The sequence below is a fragment of the Amycolatopsis sp. NPDC114504 genome (genome assembly GCF_055633595.1).
On the sequence record NZ_JBVKDU010000002.1, the window covers coordinates 440,453 to 458,812 of the forward strand.

Here is an 18,360-nt window from a genome sequence, read left to right on the forward strand (position 1 = left end):
GGGCGCACGGCGCTTCACCAGGTCACGTCAACCCTAACGGTCGGTCTCGGCCGCCTCGACGTCGCCGCAGGTCTCGGTGCCTCCGGTCACAACCTCGTCGGCTTCGGGGACCTCGTCGGCCGGTTCTTCGAGACCGAGCTCGGCGTCGGCTTCGGCGTCGAACTCCGCGTCCTCGTCGGGTTCTTCTTCGGTTTCTTCTTCGGTCTCTTCGTCCTCTTCGGACTCTTCGAGTTCCTCGACGGCCTCGGCGGCTTCGTCGACGTCGACGTCTTCGGCGTCCGAGAAGGCTTCGTTGTCTTCGAGCGCTTCGGGCGGCGCGGGCGGCTCGTGCTCACCCGCGAAGAACGCCGTGAACGCGCCCGGGATGACGATCCAGCAGAACGCGACGACCGACGCGACGCCGACCGGGACGCTCACCGGGTCGAACGCGCCGTCGCCGAGCCGACCGCCGGACAGCGTGCCCAGCAGGACGCAGCCGAGCGCGACCACCGCGCCGGCCACCGCGACCGTCCGGATGCGCTGCGCCGGGTCCGCGTCGACCTTGCGCAGCGACCAGCCGACGAGCACGCCGGTCGCCGCGGGCAGGACCAGCAGCGCCGGCCACCACGCCGCGTGGTGCTCGGGCAGGCCGCCCAGCAGCGGCACGCCGGGGACGGCACCGCCGCGGTAGCCGAACATCCCGACGTTCAGGTCGCCGATCGAGAAGCCGGGGCCGGTGACGAACGACAGCACGGCCGTCACGGCGTTCGGCAGGTACAGCACCGACAGCAGGAACATCCCGAAGCTGCTGCCGAGCGCGGGCTCGTACATGTCCGCCACCGTCCGCCAGGACAGCGCGGTCGCGACGGTGAACACGGCGGCCCCGCAGGCCACCAGCACCGCGAGCCCCAGCGCACCGGCCCGGACCCCGCGCAGGGCGAGGGGGTCGAGGCGCTCGGCGACGACGTCCGGCAGCCCGCAGCACCGGACGATGCCCACCGCCGAAGCCGCCGCGGCGAGCAGCCCGGGGACGGCGAAGGCGACCAGCGGGTTCGCCGACACCGACGAGCCCTGCGCGCAGAGCGCGATGACGAGCCCGAACAGCGCGTGCGCGCCGGTGATCGTCGCGAACACCGGCAAGGCCTCACGGGGTGTCCGGTAGCCCAGCCGCACGACGGCACCGGACGCCGTCCGCGCGGCCAGCGCGAGCGCGCCCAGCGTCGGCAGCAGCGGCAGCACGCCGAGCGGGTGCACGCCGAGGTCGAGCCGCACCTGGTGCGCGGCGAGCCAGCCGGGCCCGGCGGCCAGCAGCACGCCGGTGCCGGAGAAGACGGTGCGCGGGGCGGTGAGCGCCACCAGCGTCAGCACGGTCGCCACGGCGGCGTAGCCGGTGACCAGCGGGCCGAGGGCGGCGGCGAGCAACACCCGCACCCGCGCCGCCCCGGAGAGTTCGACGTCGGGTTCGAGGTCGCCCACCGGCTCCTCGCGGGAGTCGGTGAGCAGGTCCATGATCCGCACCCTGACATCCGGGCTGGTCCGACCGGGTGAGCCACGCCGCCGCCGGGCAGCGTGGGGAAGCTAACCCACCCGGTCGAGTAACCCCCGGAGTGCAAGACACCCGCTGTGACACAGAGCGTCACAGCGGGTGCCGGGAACTACGTCAGCTCTTGCCGAAACCGCCGGGCGGCGTGTGCGGGTTGTCCCCCGGCGGCTGCTGGAAGAACGAGCCCTGCTGCGGGGCGTACGTCGTGGCCTGCGGCCCCGGCGGCGGCGTGGTCGAGGGCGGGTTCGGCGAGCCGTACTGGCCCGGTGTGAACGGCGGCGACGGCTCCCCGGCCTGAGAAACGGGCCCGTGCCCCGGCTGCTGGCCGTACTGCTGACCGGGCTGGCCGTACTGCTGCTGGCCGGGCTGGCCGGCCTGGCCTGCCTGTCCTGACGGTCCGGGCTGGCCGTACTGGCCGCCGTAGGACGGCGCGGCGGGCTTCGGCGCCGGCGGCTTGACGACGTCGTACTCGATCAGCACCGCGCCGACCGCGGCGGCCATCTGCAGGATCCCCAGGATCAGGATGACGGTGACGATGCCGGGCGAAGTCTGCATCCCGATCAGCGTGTCCAGGACGTCGAGCGCGCCGAGCACGCTGAGCAGCGCGGCGAACGGCAGCGTCTTCGGGCCCTTCGGCAGGGCGTGCATCGCGGCGAGCAGGCCGCCGGCCAGCAGCAACGTCGTGCCGAGGCCGACGTTGCCGTTGTCGGAGAACCCGAGGAAGTACTGGACGAGGCCGAACACCGCGACGCCCAGCGCGAGCAGCAGCGGCAGGTTCTGCGTGAGGCCCGCGGCGCCCGAGGGCGCCTGGTGCGAGTGCGGCGGCTGCTGCGCGGGGAAGCCACTGGACGGCGGTCCGGGGGGCTGCTGGCCGCCACCCTGCTGGGGGTAGCCAGGCCCACCGCTGGGGAAGGTCATCGGGAAGCACTCCTGTCGGTTCGACCGGCACTCCGGGGCACGCGGGCACCCGGGGAAGACGAGGCGGCTTGCGTGCGCAGAACGCTAGCGCACTCCAAGGCCACCAGCCCATCAGACGCGTGAATACCTCGGGAGGTTTCGTCGTGAAACGCGGAAGAGCCGGGCACCTGTGGGGCGCCCGGCTCGACCAGCGGTTACTCAGCGAATTCAGCCGAGGTTGTTGTACAGCTCACGCGCCAGGACGGCGGTCTCGCTCGGGGTCTTCCCGACCTTGACGCCGGCGGCCTCGAGGGCCTCCTTCTTCGCGGCGGCCGTGCCTGAGGAGCCGGAGACGATGGCGCCCGCGTGGCCCATCGTCTTGCCCTCGGGCGCGGTGAAGCCCGCGACGTAGCCGACGACCGGCTTCGTCACGTTGTCCTTGATGTAGGCCGCGGCGCGCTCTTCCGCGTCGCCACCGATCTCGCCGATCATCACGATGACCTTGGTCTCGGGGTCCGCCTCGAACGCCTCGAGGGCGTCGATGTGCGTGGTGCCGATGATGGGGTCACCGCCGATGCCGACCGCGGTGGAGAAGCCGATGTCCCGCAGCTCGTACATCATCTGGTAGGTCAGCGTGCCGGACTTCGACACGAGGCCGATCTGGCCCGGGCCGGAGATGTCGGCCGGGATGATGCCGGCGTTCGACTTGCCCGGGCTGATGACGCCGGGGCAGTTCGGCCCGATGATCCGGGTCGTGTTGCCCTTGGCGACCGCGTGCGCCCAGAAGTAGGCCGAGTCGTGCACCGGGATGCCCTCGGTGATGACGACGGCCAGCGGGATCTCGGCGTCGATCGCCTCGACGACGGCGTCCTTCGCGAACTTCGGCGGCACGAAGATGACCGACACGTCGGCGCCGGTCTCCTTGATCGCCTCTTCGACGGTGCCGAAGACCTTGAGGTCCTTGCCCTCGATGGTGACGGTCTGGCCGGCCTTGCGGGCGTTGACGCCACCCACGATGTTCGTGCCGGACTTCAGCATCTTGGTCGCGTGCTTCATGCCCTCGGAGCCGGTGAGCCCCTGCACGATGACCTTGCTGTTCTCGTTCAGGAAGATCGACATCTTCACGCACCTGCCGCGGCGAGCTCGGCAGCCTTGTCGGCCGCGTTGTCCATTGTGTCCACCACGGTGACCAGCGGGTGGTTCGCGTCGGCCAGGATCTGGCGACCCTCGACGACGTTGTTGCCGTCCAGGCGGACGACCAGCGGCTTGGTGGCCTCGTCACCCAGGATCTTCAGGGCCTCGACGATGCCGGTGGCCACCGCGTCGCACGCGGTGATGCCGCCGAAGACGTTGACGAAGACGCTCTTCACGTCGGTGTCGTTGAGGATGACGTCCAGCCCGGCCGCCATGACCTCGGCCGACGCGCCGCCGCCGATGTCGAGGAAGTTCGCCGGCTTCACGCCGCCGTGCTTCTCGCCCGCGTACGCCACGACGTCCAAAGTGGACATGACGAGGCCCGCGCCGTTGCCGATGATGCCGACCTGGCCGTCGAGCTTGACGTAGTTGAGGTTCTTGGCCTTGGCCTTCGCCTCGAGCGGGTTCTCCGCGTCCTTGTCCACCAGGGCCTCGTGGCCCGGCTGGCGGAAGTCCGCGTTCTCGTCGAGGGTGACCTTGCCGTCGAGGGCGATGATCTTGTCCTGCGGGTCACGGACCAGCGGGTTGACCTCGACCAGCGTGGCGTCCTCGGAGACGAAGGTCTCCCAGAGCTTCACGACGACGTCGGCGGCCTCGTCGATGATGTCGGCCGGGAAGTTGCCGGCCTTCAGGATCTCGAGCGCCTTCGCCTTGTCGACCCCGGTGATCGAGTCGACCGGGATCTTGGCGAGCGCCTCGGGGCGCTCGACGGCGAGCTGCTCGATCTCCATGCCGCCCTCGGAGGACGCCATCGCCAGGAAGGTCCGGTTGGACCGGTCCAGCAGGAAGGAGAAGTAGTACTCGGACGAGATGTCCGAGGCTTCGGCCACCAGCACGCGACGCGTGATGTGGCCCTTGATGTCGAGGCCGAGGATGGCTTCCGCCTTCTCCTTCGCCTCGTCCGGGGTCTGGGCCAGCTTGACGCCGCCCGCCTTACCGCGGCCGCCGACCTTCACCTGCGCCTTGACGACGACCTGGTTACCGATCTGCTCCGCGGCGGCCTTGGCTTCTTCGGGGGTGCTAGCCACCGAGCCCGGCAGAACCGGTACTCCGTGGGCGGCGAAGAGATCCCTCGCCTGGTACTCGTAGAGGTCCACTACTCCAGTCTCCTGACGACACGCCACTGCAGGTGGTCCGCGACCGGACCGCGCTGTCGGACCAGTCGAGGTTAGCGACCTGCGCAGACGAAGGAGACTCCGCACCTGGTGAAGTCGGTCACCGTGCGCGGTCAGACGGTGTTCCCGCGGTGTGAGACCGCCCACCGCGCAACCGTTCCACGGCTTCTTCCGGGGATTTCCCGTCGACCGTGACCACGCGGACGGGGTCGAGCGCCCGTTCGAGGCCGGGCGGCTCACCGAACACGGCGACGGCGTCCGGGTCCTCCTGTTCGGCGGTCCGGACGATCTGCTCGACGGTGTCCAGCCGGCCGGCGTGGACGACCTCCATGCCGTCGTCGCGCAGCGCGCGGCCCAGCGCGACGGCGGCCGGATCGGGGCGGGCGAACTCGACGACGAGCACCCGCGGCCGCTCACGGCTCACGTCGGCCGCCCGCGACCGCCAGGCCGGCCGCGACGAGCAACGCGGCCACGGCGGCGAGGGCGACCCAGAAGCCGGTCGACGGGCTCGCGTCGCCGAGGGTGCCGCCGACGAGCGGCAGCTCCGCGGCGTGCAGCGCGACGAGCAGAGCAGCACCGGTCAGCAGCGCCGCCGCGGGCTTGGGCCGCGATCGCAGCGCCAGCGCGGCCGCGCCGACGACCGTCACGACGGCGGTCAGCAGTCCCCACGAGGGCGTGTCGAAGTTCGACCAGAGCCCGGGCGCGAGGTAGCCGGGCACGCTGAAGACGGGCAGCCCGAAGGCGGCGATCGCCAGCACCCCACCGGCGACGACGGGGGTCAGCAGGTTCGTGCCCGCCTCGGCGCGGCTGTCGGCGTCCTCGCGTTCGACGACCCCGGTCCCGACGGCGGCGAGCGCGACCAGGGCGGCGAGCACGAGCGCGGCGAACGTCCACGCCGCGCCGGCGCCGAGGTCGTAGCTGAAGACGGGGGTGGCACCGCCGAGGTCCGCGCCCCCGAACCCGGCGAGGTTGCCGGCCTGGGTGGCGGTCAGCGCGGTGTTCAGGACGGCGGTGCCGGCCAGGACGATCCCCGCCCAGGCGAGCCCGAGCACGGGACGTGCGGCCCGGGCCGTGGCGGGAACGAGGACGCCGAGCGCGGCAACGGCGACGACGAGCGCGGCGACGAGCAGGAACCACCGCGCGGGACTTTCGGCGGCGGCCCGGACCACGGCGTCGGCACCGGGGTCGAGCGCGGTGACGGCGACTTGCGGCGCGAAGGCACCGATCAGGGCGGCGGCCGCGGTGGCGAGGCCGAGCACGCCGGTCGTCAGGCGCCACCAGAAGAGACCGACGATCTTGACGTCCCGTTCGGTGGTTTCCGTGGCTTCGGTCAGCCGGGTGAAGGCGAGCCCGGCGGTGACGGCCATCGCGCCGAGAACGACGACGGGACCCCAGGCGACGTGCAGGTCATCTCTCGCCAGGCCGGAGAGGACGGGCGGAACGGCGACCCCGAAGGCGGCGGCGGTGAGGCCGAGCAGGGTGCCTTTCGCGGTGGTTTCGGAGGGAGAGGCGAGGGCGAGGGCAGCGGTCAGCGGCAGCGCGGCGGCGAGCAGCAGGTAGCCGCCGAGCGCGGGCCAGGGCCCTTCGAAAGCGGCGCGGGCGAGGAGGAAGCCGTTGTCGGAGCCGACGGGAGCGGTCAGCAGCCCGACGGAGGCGGTCACGGCGAGCAGCGGAACGAGCAGCCGCCACCGTCGGCGTTCGGGTTCGTCGTTGTTTCGGCCGGCCCGCCAGGCGGCAATCCCGGCGGCCCCGGTGAGGAGTTGCCCGGCGAGGAGCAGCCAGAACCCCGCGCCGACGGCGGAGCCGCCGATGAAGTGGTCGGGGAGGTAGAGCTCGGGGCGGATGGTGAGGGGGCCGTTGACGGCGAACTGGAGGTCGAGCACCAGCCGGCCGGGGGCGAGGGCGGCCAGGCCGAGGAGGAGACCTTTGGCGAGGGCGGGTCTTTGACCGGCGGCGCCTATGGCGGCGACGACGGGTGCGAGTGCGAGGACGGCTAGCCAGGGCCAGCTTGTGAAGCCGGGGGCTGCGGCCGGGGAGACGCGGATGAAGCCAGCGGCGGTGAGAGCTATGGCGCCGAGTGCGGCTAGGACCAGCGCGGTGGTCAGGGGGCCGGAGGGGGTGGTGTCTTCGGCCCAGGTGGGGGGTTCGGCCGTTGCCGGGGGCTTGGGTCGGGTGGTTGCCGGGCCGGCCGGGCGAGTGGGCCTGGGCTCCGCCGCGGAGGTAGGTCCAGAGCGAGCAGCCGCCGCGCCGGTGGCACCGGCCTTCGCCGCAGCGGCGGGCTCGGTCCGAGCGCTCGCCGCGCGGGTGTTCGCCGAGTCGGCTCCGGTTTTCGCCGCACGGGCGGACCCGGCCTTCGCCGCGCCGGCGGATCCGGGCCCAGCGCTCGGCGCGCGAGTGTTCGCCGGGCCGGCCCCGGTTTTCGCCGCACGGGCGGACCCGGCCTTCGCCGCGCCGGCGGATCCGGGCCCAGCGCTCGGCGCGCGAGTGTTCGCCGGGCCGGCCTCGGCTTTCGCCGCGTCGGCGGGCTCGGGGTGAGGGCTCTGCGCGTCGGTGGGGACTTGACCGGGCGCCGCTTCCGAGGATTCGGTGGTTTCTTCGGGCGTCTGCCGGGAAGTCTGTGCGCGAGGAGGCTTCCGCTTGCCGGGGGAATGGGTGGCCGCGGGGTCCTGCGGGGAGGCCGGGGAGCCGGGGGTGCTCCCGGTCGGGGGCTCTGAGCGTGGGGGCATCGCCCGCGACGCTAGCAAGTCCGGCCGGTGCGGGACGTCCCAGCGGGGCGCGAGTCGTCGAGCGGTGCGGGCTGCCAGCGAGGCGGAAGGCCGGGCGACAAGAAGTACGGGCTTCCGGGCGGGGCGAGTTGTCGGGCCTGCGTCGGAGAGCCGGGCATGAAGGCGCCGTTGGTTGGGCTGGGTCTCGGCCTGATCGACGGTGGTCGAAAGCGTGACCCGGTCACCAGGAACCTATGAATCCTCGCCGCGCAACCCCGAGAACTCGGACAAACCCGGCACCAACGAATCGGATTCCGGCGCGAGTCGGTGAGCGGTTCACGTGCGTCGATGAACGGTCGCTCCGCGAGACCTCGCGAGGCACCTGTGTCCACGCCTCAAGCTCGACCCGAGCCGCACGCAGGTGTCGAAAAGGCTCGAACATCACCAGGCAAACCCTTATTCCGGCCCTTCGACCCCTCAACTCCGTTCGTCTGTCCATAACGGTCCGCAAGAGCTGTAAGGCAAGTCACAACCAATGCAGTAAACCCCGTCTAACTTTGGGTAATCCCCACAGGTGGACGCAAGATCCTTGCCACCCGATCGGCCGACCGACGGGGCAGATCTTGCTTACAGCGGTGCCCCTTCGTTACTGTCCCCCGGTCCCCATTACAGTCAGGTCACGAAGTAGGACGACGAGCGAACCACCCCCGAGGTTGGCTCACCGGGTTCCCCCGCCCACAGTCCTCGACCAGGCTCCCCGACGATGGAAGGCTCCGTCTTGGCTTCACACCGCTCCCCCGGCGGCCAAGCTCCTTCCCCGGCACTGAAGGACGCACTGCAAGGTGCGGTCGTTCGTGTCCGGGGTGCGCACCGCATCGCTCCGCCCTCCTCGGCCCTTCGTGGCCGGGTCGTGGTCGCCGCTGTCGCGGCCGGTGCGTTCGCCGCCGCTGCTGCGGGCTCGACGCTCAAGACGATCACCGACTCCGACGCCGCCGTGACGCCCCTGGCCAACAGCCAGGACGCCAGCGCGTCGTTCACCTCGGGAGGTGCGGGCTCCGGGGGCGCCCCCGAGCTCCTGCCGGCCGGGCACGCGGTCGACGCCTCCGCCGAAGCCGCGAAGCTTTCCGACAGCGCTTCGATCACGCAGGCCCGTGAGCAGCGTGAAGCCGACGCCGCCAAGAAGGCCGCCGAAGAAGCCTCTCGCCCCAAGACCTGCCTGCCGGCCCACGGCACCTTCACCTCGGGCTTCGGTGCCCGGTGGGGCACGAGCCACCTCGGCATCGACATCGCCAACTCGATCGGCACCCCGATCTACGCCGCCTCCGACGGCACCGTGATCGACGCCGGCCCCGCCAGCGGGTTCGGCCTCTGGGTCCGGGTCCAGCTCGACGACGGCACGATCCAGGTCTACGGCCACATGAACAGCTTCTCCGTCAAGGAGGGCCAGAAGGTCAAGTGCGGCCAGCAGATCGCCGAGATCGGCAACCGCGGCCAGAGCACCGGCCCGCACCTGCACTTCGAGGTGTGGCAGAACGGTACCAAGAAGATCGACCCCCGGCCGTGGCTGGCCGCGCGCGGCATCGTCATCTGATCCGTTCGCTCCACCCCGATGGCCTGCGCACACGGGCCATCGCACATCGGAAAACCCGGCCGTAGAGCCATGATTCGCCGCTGAGGGACGACGTCGTCCCTCAGCCGAGCGGACATCCGCTCCGGCCGGCATGCCGCGACAGTCCACAGTGGCAGCAGCCACGACCGCGTCGGCGCCCGAGAGCCCTTCAGCCCGTTCCACGCCGCCCGGGCCACCCGAGATCACCCTCGGTCCGCCCGAAGCCGCCGGAAAGCGTCTCAGCGCCCGGAAACAGCTAACGCTGCCCGCCCGGCAAGCGGCGGAGGAAGTACGCCACCGCGACCTGCCACACCGTGCACAGCTCGGCGGGCCTCCGGACCGGCAACCAGCCCCAAGGCACAGCGCCCCCCGCGGAGCGGACACGCGCGGCTCGACGTGTCGTCCAGCGGCGTCCCCGGCCGCAGGTGACACATCGCCCGTCCGCTCCGAGCTCGTGCTGCCTGAGCAGCGCTCGCCAGGCGGCGGCCAGCCGGCACGCCTCCGCTCCCGCATGCGAAGGATTTCCTGAAGCCCCCGAAGGGCCCGGACCCCGATCCGGAACCGCCGACCCCAGGACTCCTCGCAGATATTTTTGTACCCCTTCGGCCAACAGGTGAAACAGCACCGCGTCCACACCACACTATCCCCTTCGTCGAACTTGTGTTCGATTACGGGGTCAGTTCTACCGGTGGGGTACGACGATTCCGGCGGCGATCGCGGAGATCGCCGCCGGGTTCACCCGGACGAGTGGCGGGAAGCTACAGCTTCACCATCGGCACGCTGCCGATCAGCATCAGGCGGACCTTGCCGGCCGCGCCGAAGTCGATCGTCGCCGTGGCGCGCGGACCGACGCCGTCGCACGAGATCACCGTGCCCAGGCCGTACTTGTCGTGGCTGACGCGGTCGCCGATGTCCAGCTTCAGCGCCACCGTGTCCTTCCAGCCCTTGCCGAACGAGCTGACGCCCGGCGAAGGCGCGGACGAAGACCGGCCGCCCCAGGTGGTCGCCGCCCGCGGCGTGCCGCGCGAACCGCTGCCGAACGACCCGAAGCCGCGGCTGGACGGCTCCAGCCGCCGCCAGTCGACGAGGTCGCCCGGCAACTCGTCGAGGAACCGCGAAGCCGGGTTCATCGACGGCTGGCCCCAAGCCGACCGCGTGATCGCGCGCGAGACGTACAACCGCTTGCGCGCCCGCGTGATCGCGACGTACGCCAGCCGTCGTTCCTCGGCCAGCTCGGTCGGGTCGCCCAGGGCCCGCATGTGCGGGAAGACGCCGTCCTCCCAGCCGGTGCAGAACACCACCGGGTACTCCAGGCCCTTCGCGGTGTGCACGGTCATCAGCGTGACCACGCCCGCGCCGCCGTCGCCTTCTTCGCCGCCGTCGGGCGAAGGCACCGAATCGGCGTCCGCCACCAGCGAAACGCGTTCGAGGAACGCGGGCAGCGACCCCGGCGCCGGCACCCCGGGCTCCACGACCAGCTCGGCGTTCTCGTCCGCGACGACCTCGGCGGTGATCTCGGTGAACTCGCGGGCCACCGTGACGAGCTCGTCCAGGTTCTCCACGCGCGTGTGGTCCTGCGGGTCGTCCGACTCCTCGAGCTCGACCCGGTAGCCGGTCTTCTCCAGCACGGCTTCGAGGACGTCGTGGACCTCGGCGCCGGAAGTGATCAGGTCACCCAGCTCGTCGAGCATCCCGACGAACCCGCTGATCGCCTTGACCGAGCGCGGGTTCAGCAGCGCCACCTTGCCCTCGACGGCGTCCCGCAGCGCCGCCGCGAACGAGATCCGCTCGCGCTCGGCGTGCGTCGCCACGACGGCTTCCGCGCGGTCGCCGATGCCGCGCTTGGGCACGTTCAGCACGCGCCGCAGGCTGACCGTGTCCTCCGGGTTCGCCAGCACACGCAGGTAAGCGACCATGTCGCGGACTTCGCGCCGCTCGTAGAACCGCACGCCGCCGACGACCTTGTACGGCAGGCCGAGCCGGATGAAGATCTCTTCGAAGACGCGGGACTGGTTGTTGGTGCGGTAGAAGACGGCGACGTCGGAGTAGTCGGCTTCGCCCTTCTCCGCCAGCGCGTCGATCTCGTTCGCGACGAACGCGGCTTCGTCGTGGTCGTTGTCCGCGACGTAGCCGACGATCTTCTCGCCGTCGCCCGAATCCGTCCACAGCCGCTTCGCCCGGCGGTTCGGGTTCCGCTCGATGACGGCGTTGGCCGCGGACAGGATCGTCTGCGTGGAGCGGTAGTTCTGCTCCAGCAGGATGGTGTGCGCGTTCGGGAAGTCCCGTTCGAACTCTTCGATGTTCCGGATCGTCGCGCCACGGAAGGCGTAGATCGACTGGTCCGCGTCACCGACCACGACGAGCTCGGCCGGTTCGACGCCCGACTCGTTCGGCGCGGTCCCCGCCAGCTCGCGGACCAGGGTGTACTGCGCGTGGTTCGTGTCCTGGTACTCGTCGACCAGCACGTGGCGGAAGCGCCGCCGGTAGTACTCGGCGACGGCCGGGAACGCCTGCAGCAGCGAGACCGTGCGCATGATGAGGTCGTCGAAGTCGAAGGCGTTGGCCTGGTTCAGCCGCCGCTGGTACTCGACGTAGACCTCGGCGACGCGGCGCTCGAGGTCGTTGGCCGCGTTCGCCGACGCCTCGTCCGGGTCGACGAGCTCGTTCTTCAGGTTCGAGATATGGATGGCCAGAGTCCGGGCGGCGTAACGCTTCGGGTCGATGTCGAGGTCGCGCGCCACGAGCGTGATGAGCCGCTTCGTGTCGTCCGAGTCGTAGATCGAGAAGCTCGACGACATGTCCAGCGTCTTGGCTTCGCGACGCAGGATCCGCACGCACATCGAGTGGAACGTGGACACCCACATCGCGTTCGCGCGGCGCCCGACGAGCGCGGCGACGCGGTCGCGCATCTCGGCGGCGGCCTTGTTCGTGAAGGTGATCGCCATGATTTCGCCGGGGTGCACGCGGCGTTGCCCGAGCAGGTAGGCGATCCGGCGGGTCAGCACCCGGGTCTTGCCCGATCCCGCGCCCGCGACCACCAGCAGCGGGCCACCGGCGTGGGTGACGGCTTCGCGCTGGGACGGGTTCAGGTCGTCGAGCAGATCGGCCTGCCCGCCGGAAGCGGGCTTGCGCGCGGGGGTCTCGGCGGGGAGATCGAAGAGGGTGTCCATCGTCTGTCCACGCTACCCCGGGCGGGCGGGGCTCCGGCAGAAGCGTGCCGACGCGGCCGGTCCGGCGCCGGGCTAATGCGGCGGGCGTAGCGGGAGGTGTCGCCTGGCGCCCGACGCGCGGCGGGCCCGTCGCGCGGAGCATCGGCGGACATGGAAGACAACCGCACCGCCCGCATCCGGGCCGCCGACGCCGATCGCGAACGCGTCGCCACCGCCGTCCAGACCGCCGGCTCCGAAGGCCGGCTCACCCTCGAAGAGGTCGAAGAACGCCTCACCCACGTCTACGCCGCCCGGTTCACCGACGAGCTGTCGGCGCTCACCACCGACCTGCCGCGGCCCGCGCCGGCCCGGCCCGGCTTCCCGTTGACGAAGGCCGCGTTGCGGCGGCATCCGGCGCTGCGCCTGCACCTCGCCGTCGTGGTCGCGATCGCGGTGGTGGTGATCGTGCGCTGGGCGGTGCTGGGCGCCGGGTTCTTCTGGCCGGCCTTCCCGATCTTCTGGCTCGCGGTGAGCATCTTCGTTCATGCCAGGGTGCGCTCGTTCCGGGAGCGGCCCGGCGCCGCTGTGCCATACTGAATCCCATGCGGCACACAGAGCGAGTTTTTTACGGGACCCGGACTCCGGCTCCTGTGATCGCGTAGTGCCCGAACCGCCATCACGCCAGCCCCGGAGTCCACGGACCCGGGGCTGTCGCCGTCCCAGGGGCCGGGTCCGGGCCCCGAGGGAGAGGTCCCGATGAACGCACATGCGACGAACGCCGACGGCCAGCCCGCCGAGCACACCCCCGCCGGGGACGACATCGCGTCGCTCCGGGAGGAGATCGACTGGCTGGACAAGGAGATCCTGCGACTGGTGAAACGCCGGGTCGAGGTGTCCAAGACGATCGGGGCCGCGCGGATGGCCGCTGGCGGCACGCGGATCGTCTACAACCGCGAGATGGACGTGCTCGCGCGCTACCGCGAGCTCGGCCCGGAGGGCCGCCAGCTGGCGATGGCGCTGCTGAACCTCGGCCGCGGCAGGCTCGGCCGGTAACGGTTGTCCGAATTCCGGGTCTTCCCTGAGGCACCGGTGACCGCGCTGCGGGCAGACTGTGGTCATGGACTGGCTCGTGAACCTCATCGCCGTCATCGTCGCGCTCGCGAGCGTGCTGGCCGCGCTGGGCCATGTGGGTTATCTGGCGATGCTGAACAACGCGGCGGGTAAGCGTGCCGGCGGCGCGCCGGTCGCGCAGTACGTCCGCGGACGCTGGGCTGTTGCCGGCGGTACCACCGCGGCCGCGCTGTTCGCCTGGTTGCTCACGGCCGGGGGACCCACGCTCGACATCGTGGCGATCCTCGTCGCGGCGGGTAGCGGTGTGGTGGCGACGAAGGCGCTGCAGTCCACCCGTGACCGTTATCGCACCGGCGGCTGAAACCCGCTGAGCAGGGCTGATGTCACTGCGTGAAACTTCGTAGTGTCACTTTCCCCCGTTCGGTCGCGCCCGACAGAGTGAAACCTCTGCAACTTGCAGGTTTGGGGGCGACTTTCTACGCCGGATGCTCCTAGGGTTGACGCCGTGAGGACCCTTGCGTCTGGGTCGGGCGGAGCCCGGAGGGCGCGCGGGGGCACTGGCCCCGCGCGCCCAGTCTCGCATGCTCGTGCATCTGCGCAGGATTCCGAACGCGATTCCGCTCGTGAGGGTGCTCCGATCGGGTTCTCCTGCCGCCGGACGGCGTCACGGGCTGACCGCCGGGTGGTCGAGTCGACATGACCCACGGCACGGAGTTCCACGGACGCGGCGGCGCGCCCGCGCATCCCGGGCGGCACCGGCTCGGCAGCACGGACGGCTGGACGCCCCCGTTGCCCCAGAACCGCGCCGGGCGACGCCACGCGGCCGGCCCGGCGCCGGTCGACCCGCCCGTGTCCGGGTCCCTGCCGATGTCCGGCGGGATCCCGCAGCCGGCGTCCGGGTCCTTCCCGTACACGGAACCGATGTCCGGCTCGCTGCCGCTCCCCCAGCCGACGTCCAGGTCCTTCCCGCACACGGAACCGATGTCCGGCTCACTGCCGCTCCCCCAGCCGACGTCCGGGACTTTTCCGTACACGGCGCCGAGGTCCGACTCCTTTCCGTACACCGAGCTGACGTCCGGCGGGCTCCCGCGGCCGTCGCTGCCCCAGCCCCGTGACCGGCGCCCGGCGCCCCCGCTGTTCCCCGCTTCGCACGGCAGCCTCCCGCTGGAGGAGGACGTCGAAGCCGACGCGCCGTCGGATACCGAGAGCCGCGCCGACCAGGCCGCCCGGCGCACTCGCGTCTCGCTGGCCACCCCGCAGCCGCGCGGCGCGGACACCGAGCACGAAGACGACGACGTCCGCATCTACGCCGCGCCCCCGATCGACGGGCTCGGCGGCTTCACCATCGGGTCGGTGCCCGCGTCCGTGACGCCGCCCAAGACGTGGAAAAAGGCGGCCTGGTTCGCCACCGGCGCGTCCGGTGCCGTGGTCGTCGGGCTGCTCTTCGCCGGGTCCTACCTGGTCGGGAAGCCGCCGGTGGACCAGGCCGTGCAGGGCGCGTGGCCGGGCTACCAGGGCGCGCCGACCGTCATCGACCCCACCGGCGAGGCCGGGCCGACGTCCCGGCACGGTGGTTCCGCGCCGGGGCCGGACGACAGCACGCCCTCCGCGGAGCAGCCAGCCGGCCGGACCAGCGGCGGTGGCGCGGGCCCCGTCGACGGCGTCCCCCGGCCGCCGATCACCGACAGCAGCGCCGGCTCGGAGACGTCCGGCGCGAAGACGCCGAGCGGGCGGCCGCAGAAGCCCCCGGTCACCCCCGCGCAGCGCGAAACCCCGGTCAAGCCGCCCTGGTGGTACTCCTTCCCGCCGGACGCCCAGACCATGGGGGACAACTCGGAGAAGTTCTTCAACACCGTCACCACCGACCCCGCCGCGGCGTCGTCGGTGACCACCGGCGAGCTCCACGACCAGGGCGCGCAGGCCCTCGCCGAGCGCTACGCGGACGTCGCGTACTTCGAGGTCCGGAAGATCAGCATCGACCAGCAGCGCGGCGTCACGGTGAACACCGTCGAGATCACCCACACGGACGGATCCAAGACGATCGAACAGCGCACGCTGACGTTCGGGGACGGCGACAAGATCGCAGCTGACGGCCAGTAACCGACCATGCACGTGCGGTTCGCCCGTTCCGATGCACGTGCGGTGCGCCGAGCGGTTACCCCTGGTCCGGGTGGGTGACATAAGCTGCCGCTCGTCGTATCGCGACGGCATTCCGGCGACGAAGCCTGGTGATGCTCGTCCGCACAGGGTTACCTGACGACAGCGGATCCGGAACCGGCCACGAGTCGGCCATCCGGACCAACGGAAGCCCGGCCGAACGGCCGAGTGACCGTCCCCGGAACCCAGAGCGAGGACATTCGTGCTTGATCGGCAGCGCACACGGCGTGAGGTACCCAACGCCGTCCGCGTCGAGGACGTGATCCCGGCCGAGATTCTCGACGGCGTCGGCGACGCCGACCGTGACTATCTCGAGCAGGTCTTCCGCGACCCGCAGCGGTTCCTGCCGCCGCGTCCGGAACCCGTCCGCGAACCCGCGCCGGACGAGAACGCCGACGAGCCGGAGAGCCGGTTCGTCCGCCGCGCCAAGCTGGCCGGGCTCGTCGCCGCCGGAGCGCTCGTCGCCGGCGCGGTGGTCGCCGCGCCGATGCTGACCAGCGCGCACCGCGCGGTGACCGAAGGCGGCCAGTCCACGCCCACCGGCTTCACCGGCGCCGCGGAGCTCGGCGGCCTCGCCGTCCCGCAGCACCAGGCCGGGGGCGGCGCGCCCGAACAGCGCAGCTCCCCCACCTCGGGCACGCACTCCGGAGGCGGGCCGTCGGCCGACGAGTCGACCGGCAGCGGTCCGCGGACCCAGGCCGCGCCGGCCACCGCGGAAGCGGTCCCGGACGCGGCCGCCGACGCCCGCAGCGCGGGCCGGAAGATCCAGGCCGTCAAGGACTTCTACGCCGCCATCGCGCGGGACTCGGCGGGCGCGCTCGCGCTGCTGAGCCCGTCGCTGGCCGACGGCGCGGCCGGTGAGCTGGTCCGCACCTGGAGCTCGATGGACGCCATCGACGTCCAGGAGGCCGACACGCAGATCAAGCCGGACGGCTCGATCCTCGCGGTCGCGACGCTCCACCGGCCGGACGGCGCACTGGTGCGCGTGACCCAGCTGTTCCGGGTCGCCGACACGGGCGGGTTGATCACCGAAGCCGAGCTCGTCTCGGCCCAATACATGTAGCCCTCGGCGATCGCCCCTTCACCCGTGGTTCAAGTGCCTGTACCGGATTCGTGTGCGCAGAGTGAGCGCCTAGCCTTGTCACGGGCCGATCTCGGGAGAGCCGGCCCACAGCCCACGACATGTGCATACGCTCCAGCGACGCGGCGTGCTCGTGACCGCGTCACCAGGAACCAATCCTCACGCCCTGGTGAAGTCGGAGCCCAAAGGGAGGTCGCGTGAGCGACGAGGGTCGCCTGGTCGCCGGTCGGTACCGCATCGCCGGCCGGATCGGCACGGGCGCGATGGGTGCCGTCTGGCAGGCGCATGACGAGGTACTGGGCCGGACGGTGGCCATCAAGCAGCTCCTGCTCCAGCCGCACCTGGACGAGCACGACGCGGAGGACGCCCGGCAGCGGACGATGCGCGAGGGCCGGATCGCCGCCCGCCTGCACCACCCGAACGCGATCTCCGTGTTCGACGTCGTCACCGACGACAACGGGCAGCCGTGCCTGATCATGGAGTACCTCAACTCCACCAGCCTGGCCGCCGTGCTGCAGGAACGCCGCACGCTGCCGCCGACCGAGGTGGCGCGCATCGGCGCCCAGGTCGCCGCGGCGCTGCGCGAGGCGCACGCGGTCGGCATCGTCCACCGCGACATCAAGCCGGGCAACATCCTGCTCGCCCCCAACGGCACGGTGAAGATCACCGACTTCGGTATCTCCCGCGCCAAGGACGACGTCACGGTCACCAAGACCGGGATGATCGCCGGCACCCCCGCCTACCTGGCCCCCGAGGTCGCCATCGGTGGCGAGCCCGGGCCGGAGTCCGACGTCTTCTCGCTCGGGTCCACGCTCTACGCGGCGTGCGAGGGCCAGCCGCCGTTCGGGCTGTCGGAGAACACGCTGAGCCTGCTGCACGCGGTCGCGGCCGGGCAGATCAACCCGCCGCGCCAGTCCGGGCCGCTGGCCAGCGTGCTGGCCGTGCTGCTGCACCCGGACATCGAGCACCGGCCGACCGCCGAAGAGTGCGAAGAGCTGCTCGCGGCCGTCGCCCGCGGTGAGCTGCCGCTCGGCGGGCCGTCGGACGAGACCATGATGGCGCCGTCCGCGGGCGTCCTGGGCGCGGGCGCGCTGGGTGCGGGCGCGCTGGGTGCGGGCGCCATGGGCGCCGGGGACCCGAACGCGACCCAGATGTTCGACGAGATCCCCGCGGGGCACTCGGGCAGCCTGCTCGACAACCAGGCGCCGACGCAGGCCGTGCCGTACTACGACGAGGACGACTACCCGGAGGGCACCGGCTACCCGGAGGACGACTACGACGGGTACGGCCACTACCGCGACGACGACCAGCATTACGCGGCCGGAGGCGTGCCTCCCGGCCTCGCGGCCACTCGCGCGGTGCCGGTACCCCCGCACGACCAGGGACCGTACGCGGACGACCTGTACGACGACTACGAAGACGAGCCGGCCCCGCCGCCTCCGCCGCGGCGTCCGCAGGTCAGCCCGGCCGACGATGACGACGAGAAGCCCGGCGCCTGGAAGCGCCCGGCGATCATCGGCGGCATCGTGGTCGTGGGCCTGGTCGCGCTGGCCGTCTGGCTGCTGAGCCCGAACAACCCGGAGAACCCCGCCGCGCCGGTGTCGAGCAGCAAGCCGACGCCCGCTGCGACGTCGGAGTCGCTGCCGTCGACGACGGACGAGCCGACCGAGACGGCGGACGTGCCGCCGCCGGTGTCGGAGACGACCTCGTCGAAGCGGACGACTTCGCGGCAGACCGAACCGGAAAAGACCACGACTCCGAAGACCACTCCGAAGACCACTCCGCCGGAAACGACGCCCGACAGCACGACGCCGACAACGCCGACAACGCCTACGTCGGGCGGAACCAACCCTTGATGCT

General features: G+C 71.7%; 15 protein-coding genes. 8 read left to right on the top strand and 7 right to left on the bottom strand.

Annotated elements, in window-relative coordinates:
• Positions 1-33 precede the first annotated feature (33 nt).
• The 6 genes from ACZ7PG_RS13710 to ACZ7PG_RS13735 form a co-directional block, all read right to left on the bottom strand.
• On the bottom strand, positions 34-1,488 hold the full coding sequence (locus ACZ7PG_RS13710; protein ID WP_470239432.1) for a cell division protein PerM: 1,455 nt from the start codon (positions 1,486-1,488) through the stop codon (positions 34-36).
• A gap of 151 nt (positions 1,489-1,639) precedes the next feature.
• Positions 1,640-2,440 (bottom strand): DUF5336 domain-containing protein, encoded by an 801-nt coding sequence (locus ACZ7PG_RS13715; RefSeq protein ID WP_470239433.1) that lies wholly within the window; start codon positions 2,438-2,440, stop codon positions 1,640-1,642.
• A gap of 207 nt (positions 2,441-2,647) precedes the next feature.
• Positions 2,648-3,538, bottom strand: a complete 891-nt coding sequence (gene sucD, locus ACZ7PG_RS13720) for a succinate--CoA ligase subunit alpha (protein WP_360480574.1) — start codon at positions 3,536-3,538, stop codon at positions 2,648-2,650.
• Positions 3,539-3,540: 2 nt separating this feature from the next.
• Complete coding sequence (sucC, locus tag ACZ7PG_RS13725) at positions 3,541-4,710, bottom strand: ADP-forming succinate--CoA ligase subunit beta (RefSeq protein ID WP_470239434.1); 1,170 nt, start codon at positions 4,708-4,710, stop codon at positions 3,541-3,543.
• 118 nt (positions 4,711-4,828) lie between these two features.
• Positions 4,829-5,152 carry a hypothetical protein gene (locus tag ACZ7PG_RS13730; protein ID WP_470239435.1) on the bottom strand — a complete coding sequence of 108 codons (324 nt, stop codon included), beginning with the start codon at positions 5,150-5,152 and terminating at the stop codon, positions 4,829-4,831.
• Complete coding sequence (locus ACZ7PG_RS13735; protein WP_470239436.1) at positions 5,142-6,611, bottom strand: hypothetical protein; 1,470 nt, start codon at positions 6,609-6,611, stop codon at positions 5,142-5,144. Before ACZ7PG_RS13735 ends, ACZ7PG_RS13730 begins: the two co-directional genes overlap by 11 nt.
• Positions 6,612-6,978: 367 nt before the next feature.
• Between ACZ7PG_RS13735 and ACZ7PG_RS13740 the strand changes: the two genes are divergently transcribed.
• Positions 6,979-7,263, top strand: coding sequence for a hypothetical protein (locus tag ACZ7PG_RS13740; RefSeq protein ID WP_470239437.1), 285 nt, complete (start codon positions 6,979-6,981; stop codon positions 7,261-7,263).
• Between the two features lie 1,080 nt (positions 7,264-8,343).
• The gene (locus ACZ7PG_RS13745; RefSeq protein WP_470239438.1) at positions 8,344-9,024 is read left to right on the top strand and encodes a M23 family metallopeptidase; all 681 of its coding nucleotides are present in this window, start codon (positions 8,344-8,346) and stop codon (positions 9,022-9,024) included.
• A 776-nt stretch (positions 9,025-9,800) separates the two neighbouring features.
• Here the strand turns inward: ACZ7PG_RS13745 and pcrA are convergent.
• Positions 9,801-12,212 carry a DNA helicase PcrA gene (gene pcrA, locus ACZ7PG_RS13750; protein WP_470239439.1) on the bottom strand — a complete coding sequence of 804 codons (2,412 nt, stop codon included), beginning with the start codon at positions 12,210-12,212 and terminating at the stop codon, positions 9,801-9,803.
• Between the two features lie 150 nt (positions 12,213-12,362).
• Here pcrA and ACZ7PG_RS13755 point away from each other — a divergent pair, with 150 nt between their 5' ends.
• The 6 genes from ACZ7PG_RS13755 to ACZ7PG_RS13780 all read left to right on the top strand — a co-directional run bounded on the left by ACZ7PG_RS13755 (position 12,363) and on the right by ACZ7PG_RS13780 (position 18,356).
• Positions 12,363-12,788 carry a DUF1707 SHOCT-like domain-containing protein gene (locus ACZ7PG_RS13755; protein ID WP_470239440.1) on the top strand — a complete coding sequence of 142 codons (426 nt, stop codon included), beginning with the start codon at positions 12,363-12,365 and terminating at the stop codon, positions 12,786-12,788.
• A gap of 159 nt (positions 12,789-12,947) precedes the next feature.
• Entirely contained in the window at positions 12,948-13,244 is a 297-nt protein-coding gene (locus ACZ7PG_RS13760; protein ID WP_354825454.1) for a chorismate mutase, read from the top strand.
• A gap of 64 nt (positions 13,245-13,308) precedes the next feature.
• Positions 13,309-13,623 (top strand): hypothetical protein, encoded by a 315-nt coding sequence (locus ACZ7PG_RS13765; RefSeq protein ID WP_360676011.1) that lies wholly within the window; start codon positions 13,309-13,311, stop codon positions 13,621-13,623.
• A 335-nt stretch (positions 13,624-13,958) separates the two neighbouring features.
• The gene (locus ACZ7PG_RS13770; RefSeq protein WP_470239441.1) at positions 13,959-15,362 is read left to right on the top strand and encodes a hypothetical protein; all 1,404 of its coding nucleotides are present in this window, start codon (positions 13,959-13,961) and stop codon (positions 15,360-15,362) included.
• 259 nt (positions 15,363-15,621) lie between these two features.
• Entirely contained in the window at positions 15,622-16,482 is an 861-nt protein-coding gene (locus ACZ7PG_RS13775; RefSeq protein ID WP_470239442.1) for a hypothetical protein, read from the top strand.
• A gap of 215 nt (positions 16,483-16,697) precedes the next feature.
• Positions 16,698-18,356 (top strand): serine/threonine-protein kinase, encoded by a 1,659-nt coding sequence (locus ACZ7PG_RS13780; RefSeq protein WP_470239443.1) that lies wholly within the window; start codon positions 16,698-16,700, stop codon positions 18,354-18,356.
• The last annotated feature ends 4 nt before the right edge of the window (positions 18,357-18,360 follow it).

Coding starts and splice junctions, on each gene's coding strand:
- ACZ7PG_RS13710 (WP_470239432.1), bottom strand. CDS start 1,488: ATGGACCTGCTCACCGACTCCCGCGAGGAGCCGGTGGGCGACCTCGAA.
- ACZ7PG_RS13715 (WP_470239433.1), bottom strand. CDS start 2,440: ATGACCTTCCCCAGCGGTGGGCCTGGCTACCCCCAGCAGGGTGGCGGC.
- sucD (WP_360480574.1), bottom strand. CDS start 3,538: ATGTCGATCTTCCTGAACGAGAACAGCAAGGTCATCGTGCAGGGGCTC.
- pcrA (WP_470239439.1), bottom strand. CDS start 12,212: ATGGACACCCTCTTCGATCTCCCCGCCGAGACCCCCGCGCGCAAGCCC.
- ACZ7PG_RS13755 (WP_470239440.1), top strand. CDS start 12,363: ATGGAAGACAACCGCACCGCCCGCATCCGGGCCGCCGACGCCGATCGC.
- ACZ7PG_RS13760 (WP_354825454.1), top strand. CDS start 12,948: ATGAACGCACATGCGACGAACGCCGACGGCCAGCCCGCCGAGCACACC.
- ACZ7PG_RS13765 (WP_360676011.1), top strand. CDS start 13,309: ATGGACTGGCTCGTGAACCTCATCGCCGTCATCGTCGCGCTCGCGAGC.
- ACZ7PG_RS13770 (WP_470239441.1), top strand. CDS start 13,959: ATGACCCACGGCACGGAGTTCCACGGACGCGGCGGCGCGCCCGCGCAT.